Source organism: Amycolatopsis thermophila, assembly GCF_030814215.1.
Lineage (GTDB): Bacteria > Actinomycetota > Actinomycetes > Mycobacteriales > Pseudonocardiaceae > Amycolatopsis_E > Amycolatopsis_E thermophila.
In genome coordinates this window covers 6,112,079-6,138,925 of record NZ_JAUSUT010000001.1, presented here as the reverse complement: position 1 = coordinate 6,138,925, position 26,847 = coordinate 6,112,079, and the positions used below count along the sequence as shown (strand labels likewise).

The window sequence follows — 26,847 nt, the reverse complement described above, 5'->3', positions numbered from 1 at the left end:
ACCACCCACCCGGAAAGATCCCCGACGACCACTGGAGCTCGCCATGTCCGGACCATCCTCCCTCGCGCGACGCCGGTTCCTCACCGGGGGCGCGGCCGTCGGTGCCGGCGCCCTGCTCGCCGCCTGCACCTCCAACGAGTCCCCCCAGTCCGCGCCGCAGGCCGTGGCCGGCGCCGCGGGCCAGAACGCTCAGCCGGGCAAGCACGTCACCATCGGCTTCTCCGCACCGGCCGCGGACCACGGCTGGATGGCCGCGATGACGAAGAACGCCCGAGCCCAGGCCGGCCAGTTCTCCGACGTCACCTTCACCGCCACCGAGGGCACCAACGACGTCAACCAGCAGATCGCGCAGGTCGAGACGCTGATCAACCAGAAGGTCGACGTGCTGGTGATCCTGCCCTTCGACGGCAAGGCGCTCACCGCCGCGGGCCAGGCGGCCACCGACCGCGGCATCCCGGTGGTCAACGTGGACCGGGTGTTCGACACGCCGCTGGCCTACCGCACCTGGATCGGCGGCGACAACTACCGGATGGGCGTCAACGCCGGCAACTACATCGCCGGTGAGCTGAAGAAGAAGGGCGTGAGCAACCCGGTGATCGGCGAGGTCGCCGGCATCGACTCGCTGCCGCTGACCAAGGAACGCAGCCAGGGGTTCCGGGACGCGCTGGCGAAGAACGGGTTCACCGTCGGCCCGCGCGTGTCCGCCCAGTTCACGCCGGAGAGCGGCGAGCAGATGACGTCGAACCTGCTGCAGTCGGCGAGCAAGCTGGACGCGCTGTGGAACCACGACGACGACCAGGGCATCGGCGTTTTGGCGGCGATCGACAACGCGCGCCGCAACGATTTCTTCATGGTCGGCGGCGCCGGATCGCGCAACATGATGGACCTGATCAAGGCCGACAGCGGGGTGATGAAGGCGACGGTTCTCTACAGCCCGTCGATGGCGTCCTCGGCGATCGCGCTGGCCCGCCTGCTGGGCCAGGCCAAGGGCATCGGCGACCTCGCCGAGCACGAGATCCCCGCGAACGTCACGACCTTCTCGGCCGTGGTGACCAAGGAGAACGTCGATTCCTATGCCGATGTCGCCTTCGACTCCTGACCGGCCGGGCGCCGTGATCGGCGTGGGCATGGTGGGCCACGCCTTCATGGGCGCGGTGCACGCGCACGCCTGGCGCTCGGTCCACCGGTTCTTCGACGTGCCCGTGGTGCCGCGGCTGACCGTGCTCGGCGGCCGCGACCCGGAGCGGACGAGGGCCGCGGCCGCCCGGCAGGGCTGGCCGGACGTCGAGACCGACTGGGCGGCGCTGGTCGCCCGTGACGACGTCGGTGTGGTCGACATCTGCACGCCCGGGGACTCGCACTGCGAGATCGCGCTGGCCGCGCTCGCCGCGGGCAAGCACGTGCTGTGCGAGAAACCGCTCGCCAACTCGGTCGCCGAGGCCGAGGAGATGGCCGCGGCCGCCGGCCGCGCGGCGGCCAACGGGCAGCGCGCGATGGTCGGGTTCAACTACCGGCGGGTCCCGGCGATCGCCCTGGCCCGCAAGCTGGTCGCCGACGGCAGGCTGGGCACCATCCGGCAGGTCCGCGCCGCCTACCTGCAGGACTGGCTGGCCGACCCGGCCACGCCGATGACCTGGCGGTTGCGGCGGGACAAGGCCGGATCCGGGGCGCTGGGCGACATCGCCGCGCACGCCGTGGACACCGCCCAGTTCATCCTCGGCGACCGGATCACCGGGGTGTCGGCGATGACCGAGACGTTCGTGCGCGAGCGGCCGCTGTCCGGCGAGCCGGGCAGCGCGCTGGGAGAGGTCGACGTCGACGACTGCGCGGTGTTCCTCGCGCGGTTCACCGGCGGCGCGGTCGCGACGTTCGAGGCGACCCGGTTCGCGCTGGGACGCAAGAACGCGCTGCGGCTGGAGATCAACGGATCGCGGGGCAGCCTCGCCTTCGACTTCGAGTCGATGAACGAGCTGTCCTTCTACGACGGTGACGCCGATCCGGCCGAGGCGGGGTTCCGGCGCATCCTGGTCACCGAGCCGACGCACCCCTACGTCGGGGCGTGGTGGCCGCCCGGGCACCTGCTCGGTTACGAGCACACCTTCACCCACGAGATCGCCGACCTCCTCACCGCCATCGGCGAGCGGCGCGACCCCGAGCCCTCCTTCTCCGACGGCCTGCAGGTCCAGCGGGTGCTGCAGGCCGTGCAGGACAGCGCGGGCAACGGAACGTCCTGGGTCGGCGTACCACAGTCGACCGAAAGGGTGATCGATGCCTGACCGAACTGGAGTGTGGCTGATCGGCGCCCGGGGCTCGGTCGCCACCACGGCGATCACCGGGCTGCTGGCGATGCGGTCCGGACTGGCCGGGCCGGACGGCTGCGTGACCGAGCGGCTGGAGGTCGCGCCCGGTGCGCTGCCGGGCTGGGACGAGCTCGTCGTCGGCGGGCACGACCTGGTGGACACCCCGCTGGAGAAGAAGGCCGAGCAGCTGACCGCCGCCGGGCTGCTCCCGGCCGGCCTGCTGCCGGCGATCCGCGACAGCCTGCGTGCCGTCGAAGCCGGCCTGCGGCCGGTCCCCGCCGGCCGCACCCAGGCCGAGACCGCCGCGCGGATGGCCGGGGATCTGCGCGAGTTCCGCACCCGGCACGGCCTGTCGGCCGTCGTGGTCGTCAACGTCGCGTCCACCGAACCCCCGGTCGCGGACGCGCCGGAGCACCACGACTTCGACGCGCTGGTGGCGGCACTCGACGAGCCGGGCCGGGAGGTCCTGCCCGGGAGTTCCCTGGCGGCGTACGCGGCGTTGTCGGCGGGCTGCCCGTACGTCGACTTCACCCCGTCGACGGGCATCCGCTTGCCGGCGCTGACCGGATTCGCCCGGCGGCAGGGCCTGCCCTACGCCGGTTCGGACGGCAAGACCGGTGAGACGCTGCTGCGTTCGGTGCTGGCGCCGATGTTCGCGGCGCGGGCGCTGAAGGTGCGCTCGTGGTCGGGCACCAACCTGCTCGGCGGCGGGGACGGCGCGACGCTGGCCGACCCGGTGAAGGCGGCCGGGAAGCTGGAGTCCAAGGCCCGCGGCCTGGCGGCACTGCTCGGCGACGACGTGACCGCGCCGCTGCACATCGACCACGTGCCGGACCTGGGCGAGCAGAAGACGGCGTGGGACCACGTGTCGTTCGAGGGCTTCCTCGGCGCCCGGATGACATTGCAGTTCACCTGGACCGGCTACGACTCGGCGCTGGCCGCGCCGCTGGTCCTGGACCTGGCGCGGCTGACCGCGGCCGCGTACCGGGCGGGGGAGACCGGGCCGCTGGGGCAGCTCGCGTTCTTCTTCAAGGATCCGGTGGGCACCGACGAGCACCGGTTCGCCGAGCAGGCGCGGATCCTCACCGAGTGGGCGTCGTCGCTGGGACGGCCGGCGTGAACGCCTACGTGCAGCTGGTGCGGGCACCGGCGGCGCTGAGCGTCCTCGGTGACACCGTCGCGGGGGCCGCCGCGGCCGGCCGTCCGTTGCGGGGGCGGCGGCTCGCGCTGCCGCTGGCCTCGGTCGCGTTCTACTGGTCCGGCATGGCGCTCAACGACTGGGCGGACCGTGAACTGGACGCCGTCGAGCGCCCGGAGCGGCCGGTCCCGTCCGGCCGGGTCAGCCCGCGCCGGGCTCTCGGGGTGGCCGCGGGCCTGACCGGGGCGGGCCTCGGCTTGTCCGCGCTCGCCGGCGGCCGGGACGCCCTCGAGGTCGCCGCGCCGCTGGCCGCGGCGGTGTGGGCCTACGACACCGTGCTGAAGAAGACGCCGCTCGCGGCCGCCGCGATGGCGGTGTGCCGCTCGCTGGACGTGCTGCTCGGCGCGGGCCGCGCGGGCGCGGCGAAGGCGCTGGTCCCGGCGGCGGTGCTCGGCGGGCACACGCTCGGGGTGACCGCGTTGTCGGCCGGGGAGGTGCACGGCGCCTCCCCGGCGCGGGCAGCGGGTGCGCTCGCGCTGACCTCGGCGTCGGCCGCGGCCGCGGTGTCCGGGCGCGGCGGACGGCCGCGGCACCGGGTGGCCGCCCTGGCCGCGGCCGCCGGGTACGGCGTGAGCGTCGGATCCAAGCAGTACGCGGCGGTGCGCACGCCGACCGCGGCGGTGGTCCGGACCGCGACCGCCGCCGGTATCCACGGCATGGTCCCGTTGCAGGCCGCGCTCACCGCCCGGCGCGGCGGTGTGCTCGGCGCGGGACTGATCGCGCTGGCGCTGCCGCTGGCCAGGCGGCTCGGCCGGAAGGTGAGCCCGACATGAGCGGATACCACCTCGGCTACGGCACGAACGGGTTCGCGAACCACCGGCTCGAGGACGCGCTGGCGATCATCGCCGGCCTCGGCTACACCTCGGTCGCGCTGACCCTGGACCACCAGCACCTCGACCCGTTCGCCGCCGACCTGGCGTCCCGGGTGGACCAGGTGGCGGCGCGGCTGGACCGGCTGGGCCTGCGGGTCGTCGTCGAGACCGGCGCGCGGTTCCTGCTCGACCCGTGGCACAAGCACGAACCCACCCTGGTCAGCGAGGACGCCGAGCGGCGGCTGGACTTCCTGGCGCGCGCGATCCGGATCGCGGAGGGGCTGAACGCGGACTGCGTGTCCTTCTGGTCCGGCGTGTCCACTGTGGACCGGGAGGTCGCGTGGGAGCGGCTGCGGTCGCGGATGCCCGTCGTGCTGGCCGAAGCGGACCGGCGCGGCGTGCGCCTCGGGCTCGAACCGGAACCGGGCATGCTGGTCGAGACGCTGTCCGACGCGCTGCGGCTGCGCGGCGAACTGGGTGACCCGGAGGCGCTCGGGATCACCCTGGACGTCGGGCACTGCGTCGCCGTCGAGCCCTCCGACGCCGCCGACTGCCTCCGGCAGGCCAAGGGACTGCTGGTCAACGTCCAGCTGGACGACATGCGGCCGGGCGTGCACGAGCACCTCGAGTTCGGCGACGGGCAGCTGGACCTGCCGGCCACGCTCGCGGCGCTGGACGAGATCGGCTACACCGGGGTCGCCGCCGTCGAGCTGCCCCGGCACAGCCACGCCGCACCGCAGGTCGCGCGCGCGGCGTTGACGGCGTTGCGGGCGGCCCGGCTCGACCAGTCCTGGCTGGCGCAGGCGCGGCGCCGGATCACCGACGATCCCGCGGCGATCCGGACGCTGTTCCCGGCCGCGGGACGGCACGTGGGGCGCGCGCCGCTGCACCCGGAGTCCGACCCGGGCGGCCTGGTGCACGGTACGGCCGACGACCTCGCCCGCACCCAGTTGCTGAGCGCGCTCGCCGCGGCCCTGCCCGCGGGCGAGTTCGCCGCGGAGCTGGCCGACCTCTACCGCTACGGCGACGGCGCCGAGCGGCGGGGCGTGCTGCGGGCGCTGGCCGCGGTCGGCGACAAGGCGGTCGCGACCGGTCTCGGCCTGGTCGAGGACGCCTTGCGCAGCAACGACACCGGGCTGGTCGCGGCCGCGCTCGGCCCGTTCGCGGCCCGGCACCTGGACCAGCACGGCTGGCGCCACGGCGTGCTCAAGTGCCTGTTCACCGGCATCCCGCTGGCCGCGGTCGCCGAGCTGGACCGGCGGGCCGACGACGAGCTGCGCCGCATGATCACCGACTACGCCGGGGAGCGCCGGGCCGCCGGCCGCGCGGTGCCCGCCGACGCCCTCCGCCTCCTGGAAGGGACTCCCTGATGCGCCTGTTCGATCCGCACATCCACATGACCTCGCGCACCACCGACGACTACGAGGCCATGTACGCCGTCGGCGTGCGGGCACTGGTCGAGCCCGCGTTCTGGCTCGGCCAGCCGCGCACCGGCGTGTCGTCGTTCACCGACTACTTCGACGGCCTGATCGGCTGGGAACGGTTCCGCGCCGCCCAGTTCGGCATCCGCCACCACTGCACCATCGCGCTCAACCCGAAGGAGGCCAACGACCCGCGCTGCGCCGGGGTGCTGGACGTGCTGCCGCGTTACCTCGCCAAGGACGGGGTGGTCGCGGTCGGCGAGGTCGGCTACGACTCGATGACCCCGGCCGAGGACGACGCCTTCGCCCGCCAGCTGGAGCTGGCGAAGGAGCACGACCTGCCGGTGCTCGTGCACACCCCGCACCGCGACAAGCTCGAGGGCACCAAGCGCACGCTGGCGGTGGTGGCCGAGTCCGGTCTCGCGCCGGAGCGGGTCGTGGTCGACCACCTCAACGAGGTCACCGTCGGCCTGGTGAAGGAGTCCGGTGCCTGGATGGGCTTTTCCATCTACCCGGACACCAAGATGGACGAGCGCCGCATGGTCGCGATCCTGCGCGAGTACGGCACGGAGCGGATGCTGGTCAACTCCGCCGCCGACTGGGGCCGCTCGGACCCGCTGAAGGTGCACAAGACCGGGCTGGCCATGCTCGACGGCGGGTTCACCTCCTCCGACGTGGACACCGTGCTGTGGGCCAACCCGGTCGCGTTCTACGGGCAGAGCGGGCGGCTGGTGCTCGACGAGCTGCCCGGGTTCGGCGCCGCCCCGGAGACCTTCGCGGGCAACTCCGTGCTGCGCGGCGGGCGGGACGAGGGGGCCGCGTGACGCTCCTGTCCTACTGCACCAACGTCCACCCGGCCGAGGACCTCCACGGGGTCCTCGGCCAGCTCGACGACTACGCCCTGCCGGTGCGGGAACGGCTCGGCGCGGACCGGCTCGGGCTCGGGCTGTGGCTGGCCGGCGACGTGGCGGCCGCACTGGCCGCGGACCCGGCGGAGCGCAAGCGGCTGCGGGCCGAGCTGGACGCGCGCGGACTGGAGGTGGTGACGCTCAACGCGTTCCCCTACGGCGGCTTCCACGATCCGGTGGTCAAGCAGAAGGTCTACCGTCCACGGTGGACGGACCGCGCGCGGGCGCAGTACACGCTGAACTGCGCGGCCGTGCTGGCCGGGCTGCTGCCCGACGACGCGGAGTTCGGCAGCATCTCGACCCTGCCGCTGGGCTGGCGCGAGCCGTGGACGCCGGAGGACGACGCGGCGGCGTCGCGGCTGCTCGACGAGGTGACCGCCGGGCTCCGGTCCGGCGAGCGGAGCATCCGGCTCGCCGTCGAACCGGAGCCGGGCTGCATCCTGGACACCGTGCACGACGCCGTCGGATGGCTCGCCGGGCGGGCCGACCCCGAGTACGTCGGGCTGTGCCTGGACACCTGCCACCTCGCGGTGTCCTTCGCCGACCCGGCCGGGGCGGTCGCCTCGATCACCGCGGCCGGGCTGGACGTGGTCAAGGTCCAGATGTCGGCGGCCCTGCACGTCCCGGACCCGCGGGACCCGGCGGCCCGGGAGGCATTGGCCGCGTTCGACGAGCCCCGGTACCTGCACCAGACCCGCGAGCTGGCCGGTGACGGTGTGCGGGCGGCCGACGACCTGGGCGAGGCGTTCGCGGACCTGCCGGGGGAGGGGCCGTGGCGCGTGCACTTCCACGTGCCGCTGCACGCCACCCCGGCCGCCCCGCTGTCGTCGACCACCGATGTGCTCGCGCGGGCCCTCGCCGCGCTGCCACCGAAGCCGGCGCACCTGGAAGTGGAAACCTACACCTGGACGGTGCTGCCGCCGGCACAGCGGCAGGACCTCATCGGCGGTATCGCGGCGGAACTGGAGTTCGCCGCGGGATTGGTGGCCCAGCGATGAACCCGCTCCTCGTGCTCGACGTCGTGGGCATGACCCCGCGGCTGCTCGAGCACATGCCGAACCTCGCACGCCTGGGCCGGCAGGGCTGGCAGGCGCAGCTGGACACCGTGCTGCCCGCGGTCACCTGCAGCGCCCAGTCGACGTTCCTGACCGGGCGCATGCCCCGCGAGCACGGCATCGTCGGCAACGGCTGGTACTTCCGGGAGCTGGGCGAGGTCTTCCTGTGGCGCCAGCACAACCGGCTCGTCGAGGGCGAGAAGGTGTGGGAGACCGCGCGGGCCGCCCACCCCGGGTACCGCGCGGCGAACGTGTGCTGGTGGTACGCGATGGGCGCGACCACGGACTTCACCGTCACGCCCCGCCCCATCTACTACGCCGACGGCAAGAAGGCCCCGGACTGCTACACCCGCCCGCCGCAGCTGCACGACCGGCTGACCTCGCAGCTGGGCGAGTTCCCGCTGTTCCAGTACTGGGGCCCGACCGCGTCGATCGCCTCGACCGACTGGATCGTCGGGGCGACGTCGGCGATCCTGCGGGCCGACCGCCCGGACCTGACCCTGGCCTACCTGCCGCACCTGGACTACGACCTGCAGCGGTACGGCCCGGACTCGCCGCAGGCGATCGCGGCCGCACGGGCGGTCGACGCGTCCGTGGGCCCGCTGCTGGACCAGGCGCGGGCCGACGGGGTGGCGGTGGTGGCGCTGAGCGAGTACGGCATCACCGGCGCGCACCGGCCGGTCGACGTCAACCGGCTGCTGCGCCGCGAGGGGCTGCTCGAGGTCTACACGCAGGACGGGATGGAGTACCTGGACCCGTGGACGTCGCGGGCGTTCGCCGTGGCCGACCACCAGGTCGCCCACGTCTACGTGAGCGACCCGGCCGACCTGCCGCGCGTGCGCGACCTGCTCGCGGAACTGTCCGGTGTGGACGAAGTGCTGGACCGGCGGGCCCAGGCGCGCTACGGGATCGACCACCCGCGGGCGGGCGAATTCGTGGTGACCGCCGAGCCGGACGCGTGGTTCACCTACTACTACTGGCTCGACGACGATCGCGCGCCGGACTTCGCGCGCGGGGTGGAGATCCACCGCAAGCCCGGCTACGACCCGGCGGAGCTGTTCTTCGACCCGGCCGATCCGCTGGTCAAGCTCAAGGCCGGGATGAACCTGGTGCGCAAGCAGGTCGGCCTGCGGTACGCGATGCGCACGGTGCCGCTGGACCCGGCGCCGGTGCGCGGCTCGCACGGGCGGCTGCCGGACTCGCCCGCCGACGGGCCGGTGCTGCTGTGCGGGGACGCGGGCGTGCCCGAGCGGGAGCGGCTGGCCGCGACCGAGGTGCGGGACCTGCTGCTGAGTGTGCAAGGCCTGAAGGCGACAGAAGGGAGCCGGCGATGAGCCGTCCGGTCACGCTGTTCACCGGCCAGTGGGCCGACCTGCCGTTCGAAGAGGTGTGCCGCCTGGCGTCCCGGTGGGGCTACGACGGGCTGGAGATCGCCTGCAGCGGCGACCACTTCGAGGTCGACCGCGCGCTCGCCGAGGACGACTACATAGCGGGACGCCACAAGATCCTGTCCTCCTACGGGCTCAAGGTGTGGGCGATCTCGAACCACCTCGTCGGGCAGGCGGTGTGCGACGACCCGATCGACGAGCGGCACCGCAACATCCTCCCGGGGCGGATCTGGGGCGACGGCGAGCCCGAAGGCGTGCGGCGGCGCGCCGCCGCCGAGATGGCCGACACGGCACGCGCCGCGGCGAAGCTCGGGGTGGACACCGTCATCGGCTTCACCGGGTCCAAGATCTGGAAGTACGTGGCGATGTTCCCGCCGGTGTCCCAGGCGGTGATCGACGACGGGTACGCCGACTTCGCGAACCGGTGGAACCCCATCCTGGACACCTTCGACGAGGTCGGGGTGCGGTTCGCGCACGAGGTGCACCCGTCGGAGATCGCCTACGACTACTGGACGACCAGGCGCGCCCTGGAGGCGGTGGGCAACCGGCCGGCGTTCGGGCTGAACTGGGACCCGTCGCACTTCGTGTGGCAGGACCTCGACCCGGTGGGGTTCATCCTCGACTTCGCCGACCGGATCTACCACGTCGACTGCAAGGACACGAAGAAGCGCTTCGACGGCCGCAACGGGCGGCTCGGTTCGCACCTGGCGTGGGCGGACCCGCGGCGCGGCTGGGACTTCGTGTCCACCGGTCACGGCGACGTGCCGTGGGAGGAGTGCTTCCGGGCGCTCAACGCGATCGGCTACGCCGGCCCGATCTCGGTCGAGTGGGAGGACGCCGGCATGGACCGGTTGCGCGGGGCCGAGGAGGCGGTCGGGTTCATCCGCGGTCTGCTGTGGGACAAGCCCACGGCGGCCTTCGACGCCGCGTTCAGTACCGGGAAGTGAGGAGCGGGCGCCCGGCGGGTGGTGGCCGGGCGCCCGCGCCCTCAGCTGAAGAGGGCGCTGTAGCCGTTCAGGGCCGGCTGGCCGCCGAGGTGCGCGTAGAGCACCGTCGAGTCCGCCGGAATCTCCTTGCGGGACACGAGGTCGATCAGCCCGGCCATCGACTTGCCCTCGTACACCGGGTCGGTGACCATGCCCTCGGTGCGCGCCGCGAGCCGCATCGCGTCCAGGGTCTGCTCGTCGGGGATGCCGTAGACGCCGGCGTGGTAGCGCTCGTCGAGCTCGACCTCCAGGTCGCGCTCCACGCCGAGCAACTGCGCGGTGTTCCGCGCGATGCGCGCGATCTGGTCGCGGGTCTCCTTCGGCTTGGCCGAGCCGTCGATGCCCAGGACGCGGCGCGGGCGGTCCTCGTTGAGCGCGGCGAACCCGGCGATCATCCCGGCCTGGGTGGATCCGGTGACCGAGCAGACGACGATCGTGTCGAAGTGCACGCCCAGTTCGCGTTCCTGCTCGGCGACCTCGGCGGCCCACCGGGCGAAGCCGAGCCCGCCGAGGCGGTGGTCCGACGCGCCGGCCGGGATCGCGTAGGGCTTGCCGCCGCGGTCGCGGATCTCCGCCAGGGCCTGGTCCCAGCTCTCCTTGAACCCGATCCCGAAACCGGCCTCGACCAGCCGCACCTCGGCCCCGGCCAGCCGGCTGATGAGGATGTTGCCGACCTTGTCGTACACCGCGTCCGGCCAGTCCACCCAGCTTTCCTGCACCAGCACGCACTTCAGCCCGGCCCGCGCGGCGACGGCGGCGACCTGGCGCGTGTGGTTGGACTGCACGCCGCCGATGGACACGAGCGTGTCGCAGCCCTGCGCGAGCGCCTCGGCGACGAGGTACTCCAGCTTGCGGGTCTTGTTGCCGCCGAACGCGATGCCGGAGTTGCAGTCCTCGCGCTTGGCCCAGACGTCGGCGCCGCCGAGGTGGGCGGTCAGCCGCTCCAGCCGGTGCACCGGCGACGGGCCGAACAGCAGGGGATAGCGGTCGAAGTCGGTCAGGGACATGGGACTCCAATCGGGGAGGTCAGTCGGCGAGGTCTTCCAGTTCGCGCCATATCTCGGTGGTCACCTCGGTGGCCCTGGCGGTGTCGCGGGCGCGGCAGGCGTCGATCAGGTGCTCGTGCAGCCGTGCCGACTGGCGGCCCGCCTCGGCGCTGAACCGCAGGCGTTCCAGGCGGCGGATCAGCGGGGTGTAGCGCTCGATCGTCGCGGCCACCGCGCGGTTGCCGCACACCCGGACCAGGACGTCGTGCAGTTCGTCGTCCGCGCGCAGGGCCCCGTCGACGTCGCCGGCCCGTGCCGCCGCGGCGAAGCGGTCGTTCGCCGCCGCCATCGCGTCGCAGTCCTCGTCCCGCAACCGCGGGACCGCGGTGCGCGCGGCCAGCTCGTGCATCGCGCGGACGACGGCCGCGGCGTCCCGGACGCCCCGCGACAGCAGGGGAGTCACCCGGGTGCGGCTCTGCGGTTTGGTCTCGATCAGGCCCTCGTCGGCGAGCCGGGCGAGCGCGTCGCGCACCGGCGCGCGCGACAGGCCCAGCTCCTCGGCCAGGTCCGCGTCGCGCACCACGCTGCCCGGCGCGAGATCGCCGCGCACGATCGCGTCCCGGATCACCTGGTGCGCGGTCTCCCGCAGCAGCGTGCGCCGCACTCGCTCCACAACTGACATGTTAGATGTCAATCGCCGGGGACGCCAGGTTTCGGGCCCACCCACGTGGGGCACCTTTCCGGCGTGGCGTCACCGGCGGATGCGGAAGAACCCGACGACCTGGTCGGCCAGCCCCGTGACGCCCTCGGCGGCCCGGTCGCCGACGCCGAAGCCGTCGCCGAGCGCATCAGCAGTGAGGAGCGCCCGCTCGGGCCGCCCGGCGAGCCGCTGAACAAGCGGTCGCCGTTCTTCATGGGCATGGCCGCGGCGGGCGGCGCGGCCGTCACCGCCGGGGCGGTCTGGTTCCTGTTCATCGCCAGCGGCACGCTGGTGCTGATCGGCGTCGCCCTGTTCATCGCGATCGGGCTCGAACCCCTCGCGTCCTGGCTCGTCCGCCGCGGGCTGCCGCGGGCGCTCGCCGTCGCGATCATCGTGCTCGGCGGGCTCGGCCTGGCCGCCGGGTTCTTCGCCGCGCTGATCCCGCCGCTGATCGACCAGGCCGAGCGGTTCATCCACCAGGCGCCGGACTACCTGGCCCGGCTGGGCGACCGCAGCTCCTGGCTCGGGCAGGTCAGCTCCCGCTTCCAGCTGCAGCAACGGGTGCAGAACACGTTCAGCAACCCCGACCCGGCGCTGATCAACGGGCTGATGGGCAGCGGCCGCGCGGTGGTCGGGACGCTCACCGACACCCTCATCGTGTTCGTCCTGACCATCTACTTCCTCGCCGACTTCCCGCGACTGCGCGCCACGATCTACCGCTTCGTGCCGCACACCCGGCGTCCCCGCGCGATCCTGATCGGCGACGAGATCTTCGCCAAGGTCGGCTTCTACGTGCTGGGCAACGTCGTCATCTCGATCATCGCCGGGGTGCTGGGGTTCATCTGGTTCACGATCTTCGGCATCCCGTACCCGATGCTGCTGGCGCTGCTGCTCGCCGTGCTCGACCTGATCCCGGTGGTCGGCGCGATCCTCGCCGGGGTGGTGGTCAGCCTGGCGGCGCTGACGGTGTCCTGGCCGGTCTGCCTGGCCACCGTCGGGTTCTTCATCGTGTACCGCTTCGTCGAGGACTACCTGCTGACGCCGAAGATCATCGGCCGGTTCGTCGACGTCCCGGCCCTGGTCACGGTCGTCGCGGTGGTGCTCGGCGGGGTGCTGCTGGGCATCGTCGGGGCGCTGGTGGCGATCCCGGTCGCCGCCGCGCTGCTGTTGTTCGTCCGGGAAATCGTGTTCCACAGAATGGATCACAGCTGAATGTGACCTGCGTCTTTCCGGTCGCGGCGAAGCGCGCGTTACGGTTCCCGCGTGTCAGGACCACGCGCCACCCTCCCCGCGGCCGACCTCGCCCGCACGGTCGTCTTCGCCGCGTTCATCGCCGTGCTCGGACTGTTCCCGGGCCTGTACCTCGGCGGTTCCGGCGTGCCGATCGTGCTGCAGAACGCGGGCCCGCTGCTGGCCGGCTGCGTGCTGGGCGCGCGCCGCGGGACGGCGTCGGTCGTGCTGCTGCTGGCGCTCACAGCGATCGGGCTGCCGCTGCTGTCCGGTGGCCGCGGCGGGATCGCGCCGTTCGTCGGGCCCAGCGGCGGGTTCCTGATCGGCTGGATTCCCTCGGCGCTGGTCGTCGGACTGATCGTGGCGCGGCTCAACCGGCCGAACGTGCCGGTGCTGCTGCTCGCCGCCGCGGCCGGGCTGATCGTCGACTACGTCTTCGGCATCACCTTCCTCGGCGTCTACACCGGCAACCTGGGCACCGCCGCGGTGCAGTCGCTGGTGTTCGTGCCCGGCGACGCGGCCAAGGTCGTCGCGGTCGCCCTCATCGGCGCCGTGGTGCACCGCGCGCTGCCCGGCAAACTGGTGGGATCGGCGTCCCGGAGCGAATGACGTGACGCGGGACGAACGTGTGTACGGCGCGGCCCGGTGGCTGGCCGGCCGCGGGATCCGCGACGGCTCCCGGGTCGCGCTCGACGTGCCCGACGTGCTCCCGTGGTTCCTCGGCGCGGATCTGCTCGGCGCCGCGACGCTGGTGGTCGAACCGTCCTGGACGCCGCGCGAGCGGGCCGCGGTCCTGGCGGACGCGCAACCGGACCTGGTCGTCAGCGGCGTGGCGGCGCCCGCCGGTGAGCCGTTGGAGCGCGCGGGCACCGGTGAGACGTTCTTCTACCTGCCGACGACCTCGGGCAGCAGCGGCAGCCCCAAGGTCCTGGTCCGCACCCGCGATTCCTGGGTGCGCAGCTTCGAAGCGCTCGGGGCCCTGCCCGGGCCGGTGCTGGTTCCGGGGCCGCTGAGTTCGTCGTTGTTCCTGTTCGGCGCGCTGCACGGCCGGTGGTGCGGCCGGGAGGTCCGGACGCTGCCGCGCTGGGATCCGGAGGCCGCGGCGGGGGTGGGGGCGGCGACCGTGCACCTGGTCCCCGCGATGCTGTCGGCGTTGCTGGCGGTGCTCGAGCGGCGGGCCGAGCCGTCCCCGCTGCGGACGGTGGTGTGCGGCGGCGCGCACCTCGGGGACGACGTGCGCGCGCGGTTCGCCGCCGTCCTGCCGCGCGCCGAACTGATCGAGTACTACGGGTCGGCCGAGCATTCGCTGATCGCCGTCCGGCGCGGCGGCGACGGGCTGCGTCCCGTGCCGGGCGTGGACCTCGACGTCCGTGACGGCGTGCTGTGGGTGCGGTCCCCGCTGGCCTGCAGCGGGCGGTTGCGGGACGGACGCCTGGTTCCCGCGGGCGAGTGGTCGACGGTCGGGGATCTGGTGTCGTTCTCCGCGTCCGGGGCGCTGACCGTGCGCGGCCGGGCCGGGGCCGTGGTGTCCAGCGGCGGACGGCTCGTGCCCGCCGAGGAGGTCGAGGCGGTGCTGCGGACCGCGCCCGGTGTCGCCGACGTCCTCGTCACCGGCACGCCGCACCCCCGCCTGGGCGAGCTGGTGACCGCGGTCGTCGAGGGGGACGTGCGGCTGCGCGAGTTGCGGGCCGTGGCCCGTGCCGCGCTCGCGCCCGCGAACCGGCCCCGGCGCTGGCTGGTCGCCAAGGAGCTGCCGCGCACCGCGTCGGGCAAGCCGGCCCGGGCGTTGATCGCGGAGCAGCTGGCGGCCGGGACCCTGCCCGCGGAGCCGCTGACGTGACCACCCCCGTCGTCATCGCCGCCCGGCGGACCGCGATCGGCAACGCACACGGGGCGCTGCGCGGCCTGTCAGTGGACGAGCTGGCCGCGCCCGTGCTGCGCGCCGCGCTCGACGACGCCGGGCTGGACGCGGTCGACGATGTCGTGCTGGGCAACGTGTTCGGACCCGGCGGCAATCCCGCGCGGGTGGCGGCACTGCGGGCGGGGCTGGCCGTGCCGGGCGTGACGGTCGACCGGCAGTGCGCCAGCGGGCTCGCCGCGATCACCCTCGCCGCGTCGATGATCCGGGCCGGCGACGCGGAGGCGGTGCTGGCGGGTGGTGTGGAGAGCGCCTCGACCGCGCCGTTCCGGGCGTGGCGGCGGGACGGGAGCACCGAGCCCGGCGAGTTCTACAGCCGCGCCCCGTTCGCGCCGGCCGAGATCGGTGACCCGGACATGGGGCCGGCCGCCGACCTGGTCGCCCGGGAGGCGGGAGTGTCGCGGGAGCGGCAGGACGCCTTCGCCGTGCGCAGCCACACCCGGGCGGTCGCGGCCCAGCGGGCCGGGCGGTTCGACGCCGAGATCGTGCCGGTGGCCGGGGTGGTGCGGGACGAGCGGCCGCGGGAGGGGTTCACCGTGGAGCGGCTGACGCGGTTCCGGCCCGCCTTCACGCCGGAGGGCACCGCGACGGCGGCGAACTCGTGCGGCATCAACGACGGCGCCGCGGCGGTGGTGGTCGTCAGCGAGCGGGTGTGGCGGCGGCTCGGGGTGCCGGGGCTGCGGCTGGTGGGGTCGGCGACGTCGGCCGTCGACCCGAACCGGCTCGGGCTGGGCGCGGTGCCGGCGATGCGGGCGGTGCTGGAGCGGGAGCCGGACGTCGTCGAGTTCAACGAGGCGTTCGCCGGGCAGGCGCTGGCGTGCCTGGACGCGGCCGGGATCGACGAGCGGATCGTGAGCCCGGACGGTGGTGCGATCGCGCTCGGTCACCCGTGGGGTGCCTCGGGCGCGGTGCTGGTGGTGCGGCTGTTCGGCACACTGGTGCGGCAGCGGCGGGGCGCTCGTGGCCTGGCCGCCCTGTCGGCCGGCGGTGGCGTGGGTGTGGCGACGATGTGGGAGACCGCGTGATCGAGTTCGAGGGCGTGGGGCACCGCTACGGTGAGCGGACCGTGCTGTCCGATGTGGACCTGCGGCTGCCGGAGCGGCGGGTGGCGTTCGTCGGCGCCAACGGGTCCGGCAAGTCCACCCTGGCGCGGATGATCAACGGCCTGGTGGCGCCGACCTCCGGCCGGGTGCTGGTGGACGGCCGGGACCCGGTGCGGTCGGGACGCGAGGTGCGCAAGCGGGTCGGGTTCCTGTTCACCAACCCCGACAGCCAGATCGTGATGCCCACGGCCGGTGAGGACGTGGCCTTCTCACTGCGCCGAAGTGGACTGTCCAAAGCGGAGCGCGCGCGGCGGGCGGCGGAGACGCTGGAGCGGCACGGGCTGGCCGGGTACGCCGACCATCCGGCGCACCAGCTCTCCGGCGGGCAGAAGCAGTTGCTGGCGTTGTGCGCGATGCTGGTGCTCGAGCCCGAGGTGCTGGTGTGCGACGAGCCGACGACGCTGCTGGACCTGCGCAACAAGCGGCGGTTCGCCGAGACGCTCGCCGGGCTGCCCCAGCAGGTCGTGCTGGTGACCCACGACCTGGACCTGCTGGGGGACTTCGAGCGGGTCGTCGTGCTGGACGGCGGCCAGGTCGTCGCCGACGACGAGCCCGAGCCGGCGTTGCGGCACTACCGGAAGCTGGTGGGGTGATGGGCTGCTCCGGCCCCGCCCGTCGGGTCCTGTGTCCAGGTGGCCCCACGAGCCCCTGCTCGCCCCCAGTGTGGCGGGGACGGGTCGTGCGCCACTCGTCGTTCGGTGCCGGGAGGTGGTGGTCGTGCTGGAGGCGGTGTTGCGGCACTACCGGGAGCTGATCGCACGACCTGCCACCACGTCCGCTGTGGGCGGTGGTTGCGCGGGCCGTGTGCGGTCGCGGGCGCATCGCCGCCCGGGCCCCGCTGCCGCGACCGGCTGGTCGTGCGGTGCCGGGAGGTGGTCGCGTGAACGCGTGGTATGAGCCGGGCGGCAGCGTGGTGCACCGCGCGCCGGCGGGGGTGAAGTTCCTCCTCCTGCTGGTCCTCGCGGTGGTGGTGTTCGTGCTGCGGTCGCCGCTGTGGCTGGCCGTGCTCGGCGTTGTGGCGCTGGCGGGGTATGCGGTGGCGCGCGTGTCGTGGGGCCGCTGCCGCCGGTTGTTGCGCTCGCTGGGGCTGCTGGTGCTGGTCGTGTTCGCGCTGCAGTGGTGGCTGCTCGGGCTGGAGCCGGCGGTGGTGGTGTGCCTGCGGATCGTCGCCGCGCTGGCGGCGGCGAACCTGGTGACGATCACGACCCGGATCGACGACCTGGTCGAGGCGGTGGAGCGCGGCCTGCGCCGGTTCGGGGTGCGCCCGGGCCGGCTCGGCCTGCTGATCGGCCTGACGCTGCAGGCCGTGGCGACGCTGACGGGCATCGCGGGCGAGGTGCGGGAGGCGGCGAAGGCGCGCGGGGCCGAGCGGTCGCTGGTCGCGTTCACGGTGCCGTTCCTGGTGCGCACCGTGCGGCACGCCGACGAGCTGGGCGAGGCGCTCGCCGCCCGCGGTGAGGGTGATCGCTGACGCGTCGCGGCCGCTGATCGCCGACCCCTATTCTGGGGCGGTGACCGATGAGAGCCGCCGCAGCAGGCTCGGCCAGGCGTTGCGTGACGTGGACCGGCGCGAGAGCTTGCTCCGCACCGCGCGCTTCGTGCGGCGGCTCGCGCCCGGGGACAGCGAGATGGGCGATCCGCTGTCCACCGCCGGCCGGCTGCCGTCTCACCGGCTCGCGAAGGCCCTGGCCGACACTCCCGAACCGAGCGTGCTGCGCGAGCTCGGCCTCACCGCCGTGCAGGTGTGGCAGGCCTTCACCGAATCGCGGCGGGCCACCGAGACCGCCGGGATCACCATTCTGTTCACCGACCTGGTGGGCTTTTCGACCTGGGCCCTGGAAGCCGGTGACGACGACGCGCTGCGGTTGCTGCGCGAGGTCGGGCGCGTCAGCGAGCCCGAGATCACCCGCCGCGGCGGGCGCGTGGTCAAACGCCTGGGCGACGGCCTGATGGCCGTCTTCGCCGACGCCGGCGCCGGGGTCGAAGCCGCGGTAGAGGCCTGCGCGCGGGTCGCCGAGCTGGAGATCTCGGGGCACCGGCCGAGCCTGCGGGCCGGCCTGCACAGCGGAACGCCGCGCAAGCTGGGGCGCGACTACCTGGGCGTGGACGTCAACGTCGCGGCCCGCGTGGCCGGCGCCGCGGCGGGCGGGCAGGTGCTGATCTCGGCCCCCGTGCGCGACGCGGTGGACCCGGAACGCTTCACCATGCGCCGCAAACGCTGGTTCCGCGCGAAAGGCACACCCCGGGACCTGGAGATCTTCGCGGTCGAGCCGGTGTGACCGGCCGGCCACCAGGTCCGGTTCGCGGTGCAGGCACTGGCCCGCACGCTTGTCGTGTCGGTCATGGCCGCCAGTCTGGGGAGGACGGGCCCGGCATCGGCGGGACCGCGTGTCGACTTTGGTCGCTGGTCGGCCCGGCACGCCGGCCCGTAGGCTCGCTCCGTGCACGGCGACCTGTTCTGCGAGCGGGGAAGGACAGCCCTGACCTGCGCCGCCGCCGGCGGGTTCGTCGCGACCGCCGTCGGCGAGATCCTCTCCGGGTTGCGCGGCCTGCCGCTCGCCGGCGAACTCGCGCTCGGTGTCCTCGGCTGCGCGCTGGTGCCGTTGCTGTTCCGCCGTCCCGTGCCGTCCGCGTTCGCGCTCATGGTGCTGACCGCCTTCGGCGCCACCGCGACGCCACCGGCGAGCATCGGTGTCGTCCAGATCGCGCGGCGCGGGCCGCTGGGCGTGGCGGTGGGGGTCGCCACGGCCGGCGTCGCCGGGCACCTCGTGCGCGGATTGTGGCGGCCCACGCCGGGCCTGCCGTTCGAGTGGTGGGTGGTGCTCGTGGTCCTCGGGCACGCGGCGCTCGTCGGCGGTGGCGCGCTCGCCGAGGCCCGGCGCGCGCTGATCGTGTCGCTCACCGAACGCGCCCGCCGCGCCGAGGCCGAACAGGGCCGCCGCGTCGCCGAGGCGCGCGCGGCCGAGCGGACGCGCATCGCCCGCGAGATGCACGACGTGCTGGCGCACCGGCTTTCGCTGCTGGCCACCTACGCGGGCGCGCTGGAGTACCGGCCGGACAGTGCGCCGGAGCGGATCGCCCAGGCGGCCGGTGTCATCCGGGCGACGGTGCACCAGGCGCTGGAGGAGCTGCGCCACGTGATCGCGTTACTCCGGGACAGCGACGAGGACCTGGAGGGCCCGCTGCCCACGCTCGCCGGACTGCCCGATCTGGTCGAGGAATCCCGTGCCGTCGGCACCCCGGTCGAGGTGCGGGACGGGCTCGCCGATCCGGCCGCGGTTCCCGGCGCCACCGGCCGCGCCGCCTACCGGGTGCTGCAGGAGGCCCTGACCAACGCTCGCAAGCACGCACCGGGCCGCCCGGTGCGGATCGAACTCGGCGGTGCGCCGGGAACGCGGCTGCGCATCGAGGTGAGCAACCCGGTCACCGACGGCGTCCGCGGGCCCGGCACCGGCACCGGGCTGGTCGGCCTGACCGAACGGGTGCGGCTGGCCGGCGGGCGGCTCGACCACGAGGCGGCCGCGGGGGAGTTCCGGCTCTCGGCCGAGCTACCGTGGCCGGCATGACGGTTCGCGTGCTGATCGTGGACGACGACGCCCTGGTGCGCAACGGGCTCACCATGATGCTCGACGGTGCCCCGGAGATCGCCGTCGTGGGACAGGCCGGCGACGGCGACGAGGTGCCCGCCGCCCTCGACGCGCACCCCGCGGACGTCGTGCTGATGGACATCCGGATGCCGCGCCTGAACGGGATCCTCGCCACCCACCGCACCCGGGCCCGCCCGAACCCGCCCGAGGTCGTCGTGCTGACCACCTTCGACACCGACGAGAACGTGCTGCGGGCCCTGCGCGCCGGGGCGAGCGGGTTCCTGCTCAAGGACGCGCCGCCCGGCGAGATCGCGGACGCCGTCCGCCGGGTCGCGGCGGGCGATCCGATCCTGTCGCCGCGCATCACGCGCCGGCTGATGGACCGGGTCGCGGTGGAGGCGGGCGCCTACGAGCGGGCCCGCGCCGCGTTCGGCACCCTGAGCCCGCGCGAGCGCGACGTGGCGCTCGGGGTCGGCCGCGGACTGACCAACGCCGAGATCGCCGCCGAGCTCTTCCTCTCCGTGGCCACGGTGAAAGCGCACATCACGCGCGTTTTGTCCAAATTGGACGCGGGCAACCGCACGCAGATCGCGCTGCTGGCCCACGACGCCGGGCTCTGCTGACGCCCGCGGGTCAGCGGGCCACCACGCGGATGGTTCCCAGCTCCGGGTCGGCCGGATCGGGCAGGTACGTCCCGGCGTCCAGACCACTGAGCAGGTAGTCCACGACCGGTCGCGTGATGACCTCGCCGGGCGCCACCGCCGGGACGCCCGGCGGGTACGGGCTGATCGTCTCCGCGCTGATCCGGCCGATCGCGTTCGTGGCCGGGACGTCTCGGTGGGGCCGAAGTAGGCGTCGCGGGGCAGCAGTGCTGTTCGAGCTCGAGCTCACCGGTCCGGGGAAGGTCGACCCGCTTCGCCGGGCGGATTTCCCCGGCCCGACCGGCGAGATCGGCGATCGCGGCGACCAGGCGGCCGGTGGTCTCCTCGTCGTCGGCGATGGTGATCTGCGCGGCCATCCGGCGGTGGTCGGGCAGGCCGAGGTCGAGGCGGTGGTGCTCGCGGGGCCATGTGCCGGCGTCGTACCCGGAGCGGTCCAGGCCGGCGAGGTTCAGCACGATCTTCAGCGGGTCGTGGTCGTTGACGGGGCCCGGCCCGACGAGGTCGTCCCGGCCCAGCACGCGGATCCCGCGCAGCGCGGCCAGTTCCGCGCGGACGGACCGGGCCAGGTCGAGCGCCCGGCCGAGCAGGTCTTCCCCGTGGTGCACGCGGTTGCCGGCCGTCCCAGCGCGGGTGCACCCACACCCGCCGAACGCCGCTGAGGATCAGGCCGGCCTCCACGGACTTGTGCGCGTTGCGGGACACCAGCAGCTCTCCCGGCCGACGACCCCGGCCCGGCGCGGGTCGATGCCGCGGCCCTGCCTGTGGCCGAATCCGAGGTGCCCGCGTTCGCGGTAGGTCCGGATGGCTTCGAGCACCGGTGCCTGGGCGTGGTCGACGGCGGTGTATTCCCCGCCCGGGGGAACGGAAAACTCCTCAGTGGACAGCCGTGCCCGTGAGCGTCCCCCGTTCATGGGATTCCGTGTGGCGGGTGCCGTGGGCCGCGTGTTAATTTCCGACCCCGAGGCTGTACACGACGCTGGAGGGGAACGTATGTGTGCCGAGCCGGTCCTGCTGGTCGCGCCATGAGCGACCGGACCCCCATCTTCGACGACGTGGTCGCCGCGATCGGGCTCGACTGGGCCGACCTGCAGGGTGACGAGGCCGCGCCGAGCGCCGAACCCGCCGCGGAGGAGGCCGTGTCGTGACCCGGCCGGGTTCCGATCGCGTGGAATCCGGCGTTGCGGTGGCGGCGGCAGGCGGGAGGCGCCATCCTGCGTGCATGGCGGACGGGACAGAAGCCGGGCCAGGGGAACTCTTCTGGCAGATCGTCGAGGTGCTCCACGTACCGCGTTCGCTGGCCGAGCGGGAGCTCGCGCGTTCCCGCTCCGACGTGGCGAACGGGGTCATCCGGCCGGGTGACCCGGCGGAACCCTACGCGCTGGCCTGGCGGCGGATCCGCACCCAGTGGGCGGGGCAGGAGCTCGCCTGACCGCGGCTCGCCGGGCGGCGCGGAGATCGACCGCACGCCCGCTTCTCATCGGCGAGCTGCGGTGGATCCGCGCGCCCCGTTGCGTCACCGGCCGAACGGCACGGCCGAACTTCTCCCGGCGCGGGCCTTCCGCCCGCGTCCGATCTCCCTTAACGTGCGCTAAGCAAGGTACCGGCCGCGACGGCCGGGGTGCGCAACGAAAGGGGTTTCCGGCATGGAGGTCGGCAACGCGGTCGCACTGGTGACCGGCGGTGCGTCGGGGCTGGGGCTGGCGACGGTCAAGGAGCTGCACGGCCGGGGCGCGAAGGTGGTCATCGTGGATCTGCCCTCGTCGCAGGGCGAGGCGGTGGCCAAGGAGCTCGGCGACGGTGTCGTGTTCGCCGCGGCCGACGTGACCGACTCGGACCAGGTCACCGCGGCGCTGGACCGGGCGGGGGAGCTGGGTGCGCTGCGGGTCGCGGTGAACTGCGCCGGGATCGGCAACGCGCACCGGACGGTCGGCAAGGACGGCCCGTTCCCGCTGGAGGGGTTCCTCAAGGTCATCAACGTCAACCTGGTCGGCACGTTCAACGTGATCCGGCTGGCCGCCGAGCGCATCGCGAAGGCCGAGCCGGTGGGCGAGGAGCGCGGTGTCATCGTCAACACCGCGTCGGTGGCGGCGTTCGACGGGCAGATCGGGCAGGCCGCGTATTCCGCGTCCAAGGGCGGCATCGTCGGGATGACGCTGCCGATCGCGCGCGACCTGGCGAGCCTGAAGATCCGCGTGGTCACGATCGCGCCGGGGCTGTTCCACACGCCGCTGTTCGCGACCCTGCCGGAGGAGGCGATCGCGTCGCTGGGGGCGCAGGTGCCGCACCCCTCGCGGCTGGGTGACCCGTCGGAGTTCGCGGCGCTGGCCCGGCACATCGTGGAGAACCCGATGCTCAACGGCGAGACCATCCGCCTCGACGGCGCCATCCGCATGGCCCCGCGCTGAGGGAGCGGGTGCGGCAGCGGTGAGCCCCGCTGCCGCGCCCCGTTATCTTTCCCGGGTGACCTCTTCGATGGGCTGGACATGACGCGACCCGAGGGCGCATGGCGGGAGTACGGGCCGCTGGAGCTGACCCCGATCCTGGCGGCCGCGCTCGAAGCCTTCTACGAGCACGGCTTCCACGGCACCCCGGTGCGGGACATCGCGCGGCGCGTGGGTCAGACGGTACCGGCGCTGTACTACCACCACGAGAACAAGGAGGGCGTGTTCACCGCCCTGGTCGAGGAGGCCACCAGCGACCTCGCCTGGCGGGTCCGCCAGGCCGTCGAGGAGGCGGGCGAGGCGCCGGAGCAGCGGCTGGTCAACGTCGTCGAGGCGATCGTGCTGCACCTGGCCCACCGCACCCGGCTCGCGGCGCTGGACTTCGAGCTGCGGCACCTGTCGCCGGCCAACCGCAAGCGCTACGCCGCCCGCCGCAAGGAGATCGAGGTCCTCGTCACCGGCATCGTCACCGACGGCGTGGAGCGGGGGGTGTTCGTCGCGAAGCGGCCGGCCGAAACCGCGCGGGCGCTGCTGGGCATGCTCCAGTCGATCGGCCGCTGGTACCACCCGGACGGCGGTCCGCTGTCGCCGGACGAGCTCGCCGAACGCTACGTCGACATCGCCCTGATGACCGTGGGCGTGCGGAAGCGGCCGCCGGTGCGGGTTCGCCGGAGCGGGGCGCGGTCGGCGTGACCGGGCCGGTGGGGATCTCCGCCCTCGCCGATGGCGAGGCGGGGGAGCCGGTCCTCGACGACGCCGGTCAGGTACGGCGCCCCCTGGTCGTGGTGGACCTCGACGAGGAGGTGCCCGCCGGGGTGGTCGCGGCGGCGGCCCGCGCGGCGCGGACGGCCGACCGGATCCTGGTCGGTGTGGCGACCCGCCCGGTCGACGGCGAGCGCTGGTTGCTGGCCGACGCGCTCGACCTGACCCTGGCCGCCGAGGGATGTGCCGACGGGCCGCAGTTCGCGCGGAGCGCGGACCCGGCGGGCGAGGCGCTCGTGCTGCAGCAGGCCGCGGAGGCGAACCCGCAGGCCGCGCTGGTGCTGGTCCAGGTGCTGCGGGCGACCGGTCGGCTGGACGTCGGCGCCGCGCTGGACCTGGAGTCGTTCGCCTACTCGACGCTGCTCGGCGGTCCGGAGTTCGCGCGGTGGCTGGCGGATCGGGGGCCGCGCCCGCTGCCGCCGCCGGCGACGGAGCCGCCGGTGCTGCTGCGCCAGGAAGGCGACGTTCTGCACGTGACGCTGAACCGGCCCGGGCGGCGCAACGCCTACGGACGCGAGGTGCGGGACGCGCTCGCCGACGCAGTGCGGGTGGCTGCCGCGCAGGACTGCCGGGTCGTGCTCGACGGTGCCGGCCCGGCGTTCTGCTCCGGCGGCGACCTGGACGAGTTCGGCACCACGCCGGACCTGGTGACCGCCCACTTCGTGCGGACCAGGGCAGGCGCCGCACGGGCGCTGCACGCGATCGCCGCCCGGACCGAGGTGCGGGTGCACGGGGCCTGCGTCGGCGCCGGGGTCGAGCTCGCCGCGTTCGCCGGCCGCGTGGTGGCGCACCCCGGCACGGTGTTCCGGCTGCCCGAGGTCGGCATGGGCTTGATCCCGGGTGCCGGCGGGACGGTGAGCGTGTCCCGGCGGGTGGGGAGGTGGCGGACGTTGTGGCCGGCGCTGTCCGGGCGGCCGGTGAGCGCCCGCGTGGCCCTGGCGTGGGGCTTGATCGACGCGATCGAGGACGGTTGCTGACCGCTTCCCGGTCTGGCGTCGCACCATGAGCGTCTCGTGGTCCGCGATCTGCGCGTGGCGGCTGCACCGGCACTTCCTGGACACGGCGACGGCGACACCGGCGGAGGTGACCGCGGCGATGTGCGGCGCTCACGCACAGGTCCTCGCCGCCGCCGAGGTCTCCGTCGCGCTGCGCACCGGCGGCACCGCCGCCCAGGTTCGCGGTGCGCTGTGGGACGAGCACGCCCTCGTCAAGACGTTCGGCCCGCGTGGGTCCGTGCACCTGCTGCCCACCCGCGATCTGCCGCTGTGGACCGGCGCCCTCGCCGCGGTTCCGCACCGGTCGGCCATGCCGCGCGGCGTCGGGCTCAGCCCGGACCAGGCCGAGGAGAGCGTCGGCGCCATCGCCGACGCGCTGGCCGGCGCCGAACTGACCGTCGACGAGCTCACCGGGGCGATTGTCGCGCGGGTCGGCGCGTGGGCGGGAGATCCGGTCATGCCGGCGTTCCGGACGTTCTGGCCGCGCTGGCGGCAGATCACCGCGCACGCCGCCCACCGCGGCGCGCTGTGCTTCGGCCCCAACCGTGGCCGTCAGGTCACCTACCCAGCCCGCGGCGGTGGCTGCCCGGCTTCGAGCCCGCCGACCCGGACACCGCGCTCGACGCCGTTCTCACCCGGTACCTGCACGCCTACGGACCCGCTACGCCGGCGCAGTTCGCCCGCTGGCTGAACGCCTCACCGGCCTGGGCCGCCGCCCTGTTCGCCCGGGCCGGCCTGCGCCCCGTCGAGGTCGCGGGTGAGCGGGCCTGGCTCGCGCCCGGGGACACCGTGCCCGCCCGCGGCGAGCCACCCCTCGTCCGGCTGTTGCCGCTGTTCGACGCCTACGTGGTCGGCAGCTTCCCGCGCGAGCTGCTCTTCCCCGGCGCCGCCGCGGAGCGCGCCCTGGCCCGCGGGCAGGCGGGGAACCACGCGGTGCTGCTCGTCGATGGCGTGGCCGGGGGAGTGTGGCACCAGCGCCGCTCGGCCCGCCGCGTCGACCTCACCGTCGAGCCGTTCGCCACGCTCACCCCGGCGCACCGCCGCGAGCTCGACGCCGAGGTTGCCCGACTGGGCGAGATCGTCGGTCTGGAACCGCGGCTGTCCTTGGGCGCCGTCACGGTCGGCGTCCACGCTTAGCGGCGCGGGTCGACGTGGATCTTCGGGGCCGCGCCACCGGGCCGGTCACCGGCGAGCACCGCGGCGACGGCATCCAGTCCCACCGTCGCGGCGACGAGGGGCACCGGGTCGACCGCGCCGCTCGCGTACCGCTCGATGGCGCCGGCCAGGCCGGGGGAGGCCGACAGCACCCCGACCGCCGTGACGTCCTTGAGCGCCAGCACGCGCGTGTCGAGCAGGCTGGGACTGCCGGCCAGGCCGATGTAGACGACCCGGCCGCCCGGCTCGACCAGCTCCGCCGCCCGCGCCGGCGCCCCGGGCGCGCCGGAGGCTTCGATCACCGCGTCGAACGGCAGCGCCGGAAGGTCCGTTTCCCGCCACACGTGGCGGAAACCCAGTGAGCGCGCGAATTCCAGCGACGGCGCCGTGGTGCCGAGCAGGTGCACCTCGGCCCCAGCCGCGCGGGCGAACATCGCCGCGAGCAGCCCGATCGTGCCGGGACCCACGATCAGCACGCGATCCCCGCTCGACAACTGCGCGCCCCACACGGCGCGCAGCGCGTTGCCGCCCGGTTCCACCAGAGCCCCCGCGGCGACGCCGACCGTGCCCGGCAGTGCGTGCAGCGCCGTCACCGGAACCGCGACCTGCTCGGCCAGCGCCCCCGGCCGGCCACCGCGGATCCCGATTTCCGTGCGTGCCGCGCACAGGTGCTGCCGTCCGCTCCGGCAGCGCCGGCACGTCCGGCACCCGAGCATCGTGTCGCCGGTGACCCGGCGGCCCAGCCACTCGGGGCCGGCACCTTCGCCGACGGCGCTCACCCTCCCGCACCACTCGTGCCCCAGCCGCACCGGGAAGCGCGCGTGCCCGTCGTGCAGGTAGGGCATGGTGCCGTCGAAGAACTCCGCGTCGGTGCCGCAGATCCCGGCGCGTTCGACGTCGACCACGACCTCGCCCGGCGCCGGCACCGGTGGCTCGACCTCGACCACGCCCGCCGCACCGGGTTCGCTGACCACGAACGCCCGCATGGCCCCAGGCTACCGGTGAAGATCCACTGTGGACGCAATGGGCACAAAGTCCCTTCTTTGGGGACTTCGGCCTTGCGCTGAACGGGCGTGTGCGGCGCATACTGGTGGAGCACGTGCGGGTGCTCGGGGCACCGCACGGCGGGGAAAGCGGGTTCCGTCGGGGGATGGCGCCCGCAGGAGGTCGATGCCCGGCCGGTCGGGGCCGCAAGGGCAGGCGGTCTCCGACGGCGGGCCGGCTTGGGGAAGCCGGCCCG

At 74.2% G+C, this 26,847-nt stretch carries 28 protein-coding genes and 1 pseudogene; 25 read left to right on the top strand and 4 right to left on the bottom strand.

Going from position 1 to position 26,847, the window contains the following annotated elements; all coding sequences use genetic code 11:
• Positions 1 to 43 precede the first annotated feature (43 nt).
• The 9 genes from FB470_RS30180 to FB470_RS30140 are packed head-to-tail and all read left to right on the top strand — an operon-like array spanning position 44 to position 10,029.
• On the top strand, positions 44 to 1,099 hold the full coding sequence (locus FB470_RS30180) for a substrate-binding domain-containing protein (RefSeq protein ID WP_306996947.1): 1,056 nt from the start codon (positions 44 to 46) through the stop codon (positions 1,097 to 1,099).
• On the top strand, positions 1,074 to 2,276 hold the full coding sequence (locus tag FB470_RS30175) for a Gfo/Idh/MocA family protein (protein ID WP_306996945.1): 1,203 nt from the start codon (positions 1,074 to 1,076) through the stop codon (positions 2,274 to 2,276). Before FB470_RS30180 ends, FB470_RS30175 begins: the two co-directional genes overlap by 26 nt.
• The gene (locus FB470_RS30170) at positions 2,269 to 3,420 is read left to right on the top strand and encodes an inositol-3-phosphate synthase (protein WP_306996943.1); all 1,152 of its coding nucleotides are present in this window, start codon (positions 2,269 to 2,271) and stop codon (positions 3,418 to 3,420) included. Before FB470_RS30175 ends, FB470_RS30170 begins: the two co-directional genes overlap by 8 nt.
• Positions 3,417 to 4,271 (top strand): SCO3242 family prenyltransferase, encoded by an 855-nt coding sequence (locus FB470_RS30165; protein WP_306999560.1) that lies wholly within the window; start codon positions 3,417 to 3,419, stop codon positions 4,269 to 4,271. The genes FB470_RS30170 and FB470_RS30165 overlap by 4 nt, the downstream gene beginning before the upstream one ends.
• The gene (locus FB470_RS30160) at positions 4,268 to 5,680 is read left to right on the top strand and encodes an EboA domain-containing protein (protein ID WP_306996941.1); all 1,413 of its coding nucleotides are present in this window, start codon (positions 4,268 to 4,270) and stop codon (positions 5,678 to 5,680) included. The genes FB470_RS30165 and FB470_RS30160 overlap by 4 nt, the downstream gene beginning before the upstream one ends.
• The gene (locus tag FB470_RS30155; protein WP_306996939.1) at positions 5,680 to 6,555 is read left to right on the top strand and encodes a TatD family hydrolase; all 876 of its coding nucleotides are present in this window, start codon (positions 5,680 to 5,682) and stop codon (positions 6,553 to 6,555) included. The genes FB470_RS30160 and FB470_RS30155 overlap by 1 nt, the downstream gene beginning before the upstream one ends.
• Positions 6,552 to 7,637 carry a metabolite traffic protein EboE gene (gene eboE / locus FB470_RS30150; RefSeq protein WP_306996938.1) on the top strand — a complete coding sequence of 362 codons (1,086 nt, stop codon included), beginning with the start codon at positions 6,552 to 6,554 and terminating at the stop codon, positions 7,635 to 7,637. Before FB470_RS30155 ends, eboE begins: the two co-directional genes overlap by 4 nt.
• Positions 7,634 to 9,028 (top strand): alkaline phosphatase family protein, encoded by a 1,395-nt coding sequence (locus FB470_RS30145; protein ID WP_306996936.1) that lies wholly within the window; start codon positions 7,634 to 7,636, stop codon positions 9,026 to 9,028. The genes eboE and FB470_RS30145 overlap by 4 nt, the downstream gene beginning before the upstream one ends.
• Positions 9,025 to 10,029, top strand: coding sequence for a sugar phosphate isomerase/epimerase family protein (locus FB470_RS30140; protein ID WP_306996934.1), 1,005 nt, complete (start codon positions 9,025 to 9,027; stop codon positions 10,027 to 10,029). The genes FB470_RS30145 and FB470_RS30140 overlap by 4 nt, the downstream gene beginning before the upstream one ends.
• A gap of 41 nt (positions 10,030 to 10,070) precedes the next feature.
• Here FB470_RS30140 and FB470_RS30135 read toward each other — a convergent pair whose 3' ends face one another.
• Both FB470_RS30135 and FB470_RS30130 read right to left on the bottom strand, forming a co-directional pair.
• Positions 10,071 to 11,075 carry a 1-aminocyclopropane-1-carboxylate deaminase gene (locus FB470_RS30135; RefSeq protein WP_306996932.1) on the bottom strand — a complete coding sequence of 335 codons (1,005 nt, stop codon included), beginning with the start codon at positions 11,073 to 11,075 and terminating at the stop codon, positions 10,071 to 10,073.
• 19 nt (positions 11,076 to 11,094) lie between these two features.
• Positions 11,095 to 11,718, bottom strand: a complete 624-nt coding sequence (locus tag FB470_RS30130; RefSeq protein ID WP_370876712.1) for a GntR family transcriptional regulator — start codon at positions 11,716 to 11,718, stop codon at positions 11,095 to 11,097.
• 81 nt (positions 11,719 to 11,799) lie between these two features.
• Here FB470_RS30130 and FB470_RS30125 point away from each other — a divergent pair, with 81 nt between their 5' ends.
• From FB470_RS30125 to FB470_RS30085, 9 genes are all read left to right on the top strand, one after another.
• Positions 11,800 to 12,966, top strand: a complete 1,167-nt coding sequence (locus FB470_RS30125; RefSeq protein WP_306996928.1) for an AI-2E family transporter — start codon at positions 11,800 to 11,802, stop codon at positions 12,964 to 12,966.
• Between the two features lie 51 nt (positions 12,967 to 13,017).
• Positions 13,018 to 13,593: a biotin transporter BioY gene (locus FB470_RS30120; RefSeq protein ID WP_306996926.1), complete on the top strand. Its 576-nt coding sequence runs from the start codon at positions 13,018 to 13,020 to the stop codon at positions 13,591 to 13,593.
• A 1-nt stretch (position 13,594) separates the two neighbouring features.
• Positions 13,595 to 14,824, top strand: a complete 1,230-nt coding sequence (locus tag FB470_RS30115; RefSeq protein WP_306996924.1) for a class I adenylate-forming enzyme family protein — start codon at positions 13,595 to 13,597, stop codon at positions 14,822 to 14,824.
• A complete protein-coding gene (locus FB470_RS30110; RefSeq protein WP_306996922.1) occupies positions 14,821 to 15,927 on the top strand; it encodes a thiolase family protein in 1,107 nt (368 codons plus the stop codon). The genes FB470_RS30115 and FB470_RS30110 overlap by 4 nt, the downstream gene beginning before the upstream one ends.
• On the top strand, positions 15,924 to 16,598 hold the full coding sequence (locus tag FB470_RS30105) for an energy-coupling factor ABC transporter ATP-binding protein (protein WP_306996920.1): 675 nt from the start codon (positions 15,924 to 15,926) through the stop codon (positions 16,596 to 16,598). The genes FB470_RS30110 and FB470_RS30105 overlap by 4 nt, the downstream gene beginning before the upstream one ends.
• A 287-nt stretch (positions 16,599 to 16,885) precedes the next feature.
• A complete protein-coding gene (locus FB470_RS30100) occupies positions 16,886 to 17,476 on the top strand; it encodes an energy-coupling factor transporter transmembrane component T family protein (RefSeq protein WP_306996918.1) in 591 nt (196 codons plus the stop codon).
• 40 nt (positions 17,477 to 17,516) lie between these two features.
• Positions 17,517 to 18,284, top strand: coding sequence for an adenylate/guanylate cyclase domain-containing protein (locus tag FB470_RS30095; RefSeq protein WP_306996915.1), 768 nt, complete (start codon positions 17,517 to 17,519; stop codon positions 18,282 to 18,284).
• Positions 18,285 to 18,446: 162 nt separating this feature from the next.
• Positions 18,447 to 19,571: a sensor histidine kinase gene (locus FB470_RS30090; RefSeq protein ID WP_306996913.1), complete on the top strand. Its 1,125-nt coding sequence runs from the start codon at positions 18,447 to 18,449 to the stop codon at positions 19,569 to 19,571.
• Positions 19,568 to 20,215 carry a response regulator transcription factor gene (locus FB470_RS30085; RefSeq protein ID WP_306996911.1) on the top strand — a complete coding sequence of 216 codons (648 nt, stop codon included), beginning with the start codon at positions 19,568 to 19,570 and terminating at the stop codon, positions 20,213 to 20,215. The genes FB470_RS30090 and FB470_RS30085 overlap by 4 nt, the downstream gene beginning before the upstream one ends.
• Before the next feature lie 10 nt (positions 20,216 to 20,225).
• On the opposite strand, the gene FB470_RS30080 is transcribed toward FB470_RS30085, so the two are convergent.
• Positions 20,226 to 20,396 (bottom strand): Orn/Lys/Arg family decarboxylase, encoded by a 171-nt coding sequence (locus FB470_RS30080; protein ID WP_306999558.1) that lies wholly within the window; start codon positions 20,394 to 20,396, stop codon positions 20,226 to 20,228.
• On the opposite strand from FB470_RS30080, the gene FB470_RS30075 reads away from it, so the two are divergent.
• From FB470_RS30075 to FB470_RS35855, 7 genes and pseudogenes are all read left to right on the top strand, one after another.
• Positions 20,329 to 20,913, top strand: coding sequence for a hypothetical protein (locus FB470_RS30075; protein WP_306999628.1), 585 nt, complete (start codon positions 20,329 to 20,331; stop codon positions 20,911 to 20,913). The two genes, FB470_RS30080 and FB470_RS30075, sit on opposite strands and share 68 nt — an antisense overlap.
• A 363-nt stretch (positions 20,914 to 21,276) precedes the next feature.
• Positions 21,277 to 21,399 carry a hypothetical protein gene (locus FB470_RS30070; protein ID WP_306996909.1) on the top strand — a complete coding sequence of 41 codons (123 nt, stop codon included), beginning with the start codon at positions 21,277 to 21,279 and terminating at the stop codon, positions 21,397 to 21,399.
• Between the two features lie 74 nt (positions 21,400 to 21,473).
• Positions 21,474 to 21,683 carry a hypothetical protein gene (locus tag FB470_RS30065; protein ID WP_094007025.1) on the top strand — a complete coding sequence of 70 codons (210 nt, stop codon included), beginning with the start codon at positions 21,474 to 21,476 and terminating at the stop codon, positions 21,681 to 21,683.
• Between the two features lie 214 nt (positions 21,684 to 21,897).
• The gene (locus FB470_RS30060; RefSeq protein WP_306996906.1) at positions 21,898 to 22,659 is read left to right on the top strand and encodes a 3-hydroxyacyl-CoA dehydrogenase; all 762 of its coding nucleotides are present in this window, start codon (positions 21,898 to 21,900) and stop codon (positions 22,657 to 22,659) included.
• Between the two features lie 78 nt (positions 22,660 to 22,737).
• Entirely contained in the window at positions 22,738 to 23,388 is a 651-nt protein-coding gene (locus FB470_RS30055; RefSeq protein ID WP_306996904.1) for a TetR/AcrR family transcriptional regulator, read from the top strand.
• A complete protein-coding gene (locus FB470_RS30050) occupies positions 23,385 to 24,434 on the top strand; it encodes an enoyl-CoA hydratase/isomerase family protein (protein ID WP_306996902.1) in 1,050 nt (349 codons plus the stop codon). The genes FB470_RS30055 and FB470_RS30050 overlap by 4 nt, the downstream gene beginning before the upstream one ends.
• A 25-nt stretch (positions 24,435 to 24,459) precedes the next feature.
• Positions 24,460 to 25,589 (top strand): annotated as a pseudogene (locus FB470_RS35855) (winged helix DNA-binding domain-containing protein).
• Here the strand turns inward: FB470_RS35855 and FB470_RS30035 are convergent.
• The gene (locus FB470_RS30035) at positions 25,586 to 26,593 is read right to left on the bottom strand and encodes a zinc-dependent alcohol dehydrogenase (RefSeq protein WP_306996895.1); all 1,008 of its coding nucleotides are present in this window, start codon (positions 26,591 to 26,593) and stop codon (positions 25,586 to 25,588) included. The pseudogene FB470_RS35855 and the gene FB470_RS30035 overlap by 4 nt on opposite strands.
• Positions 26,594 to 26,847 lie beyond the last annotated feature (254 nt).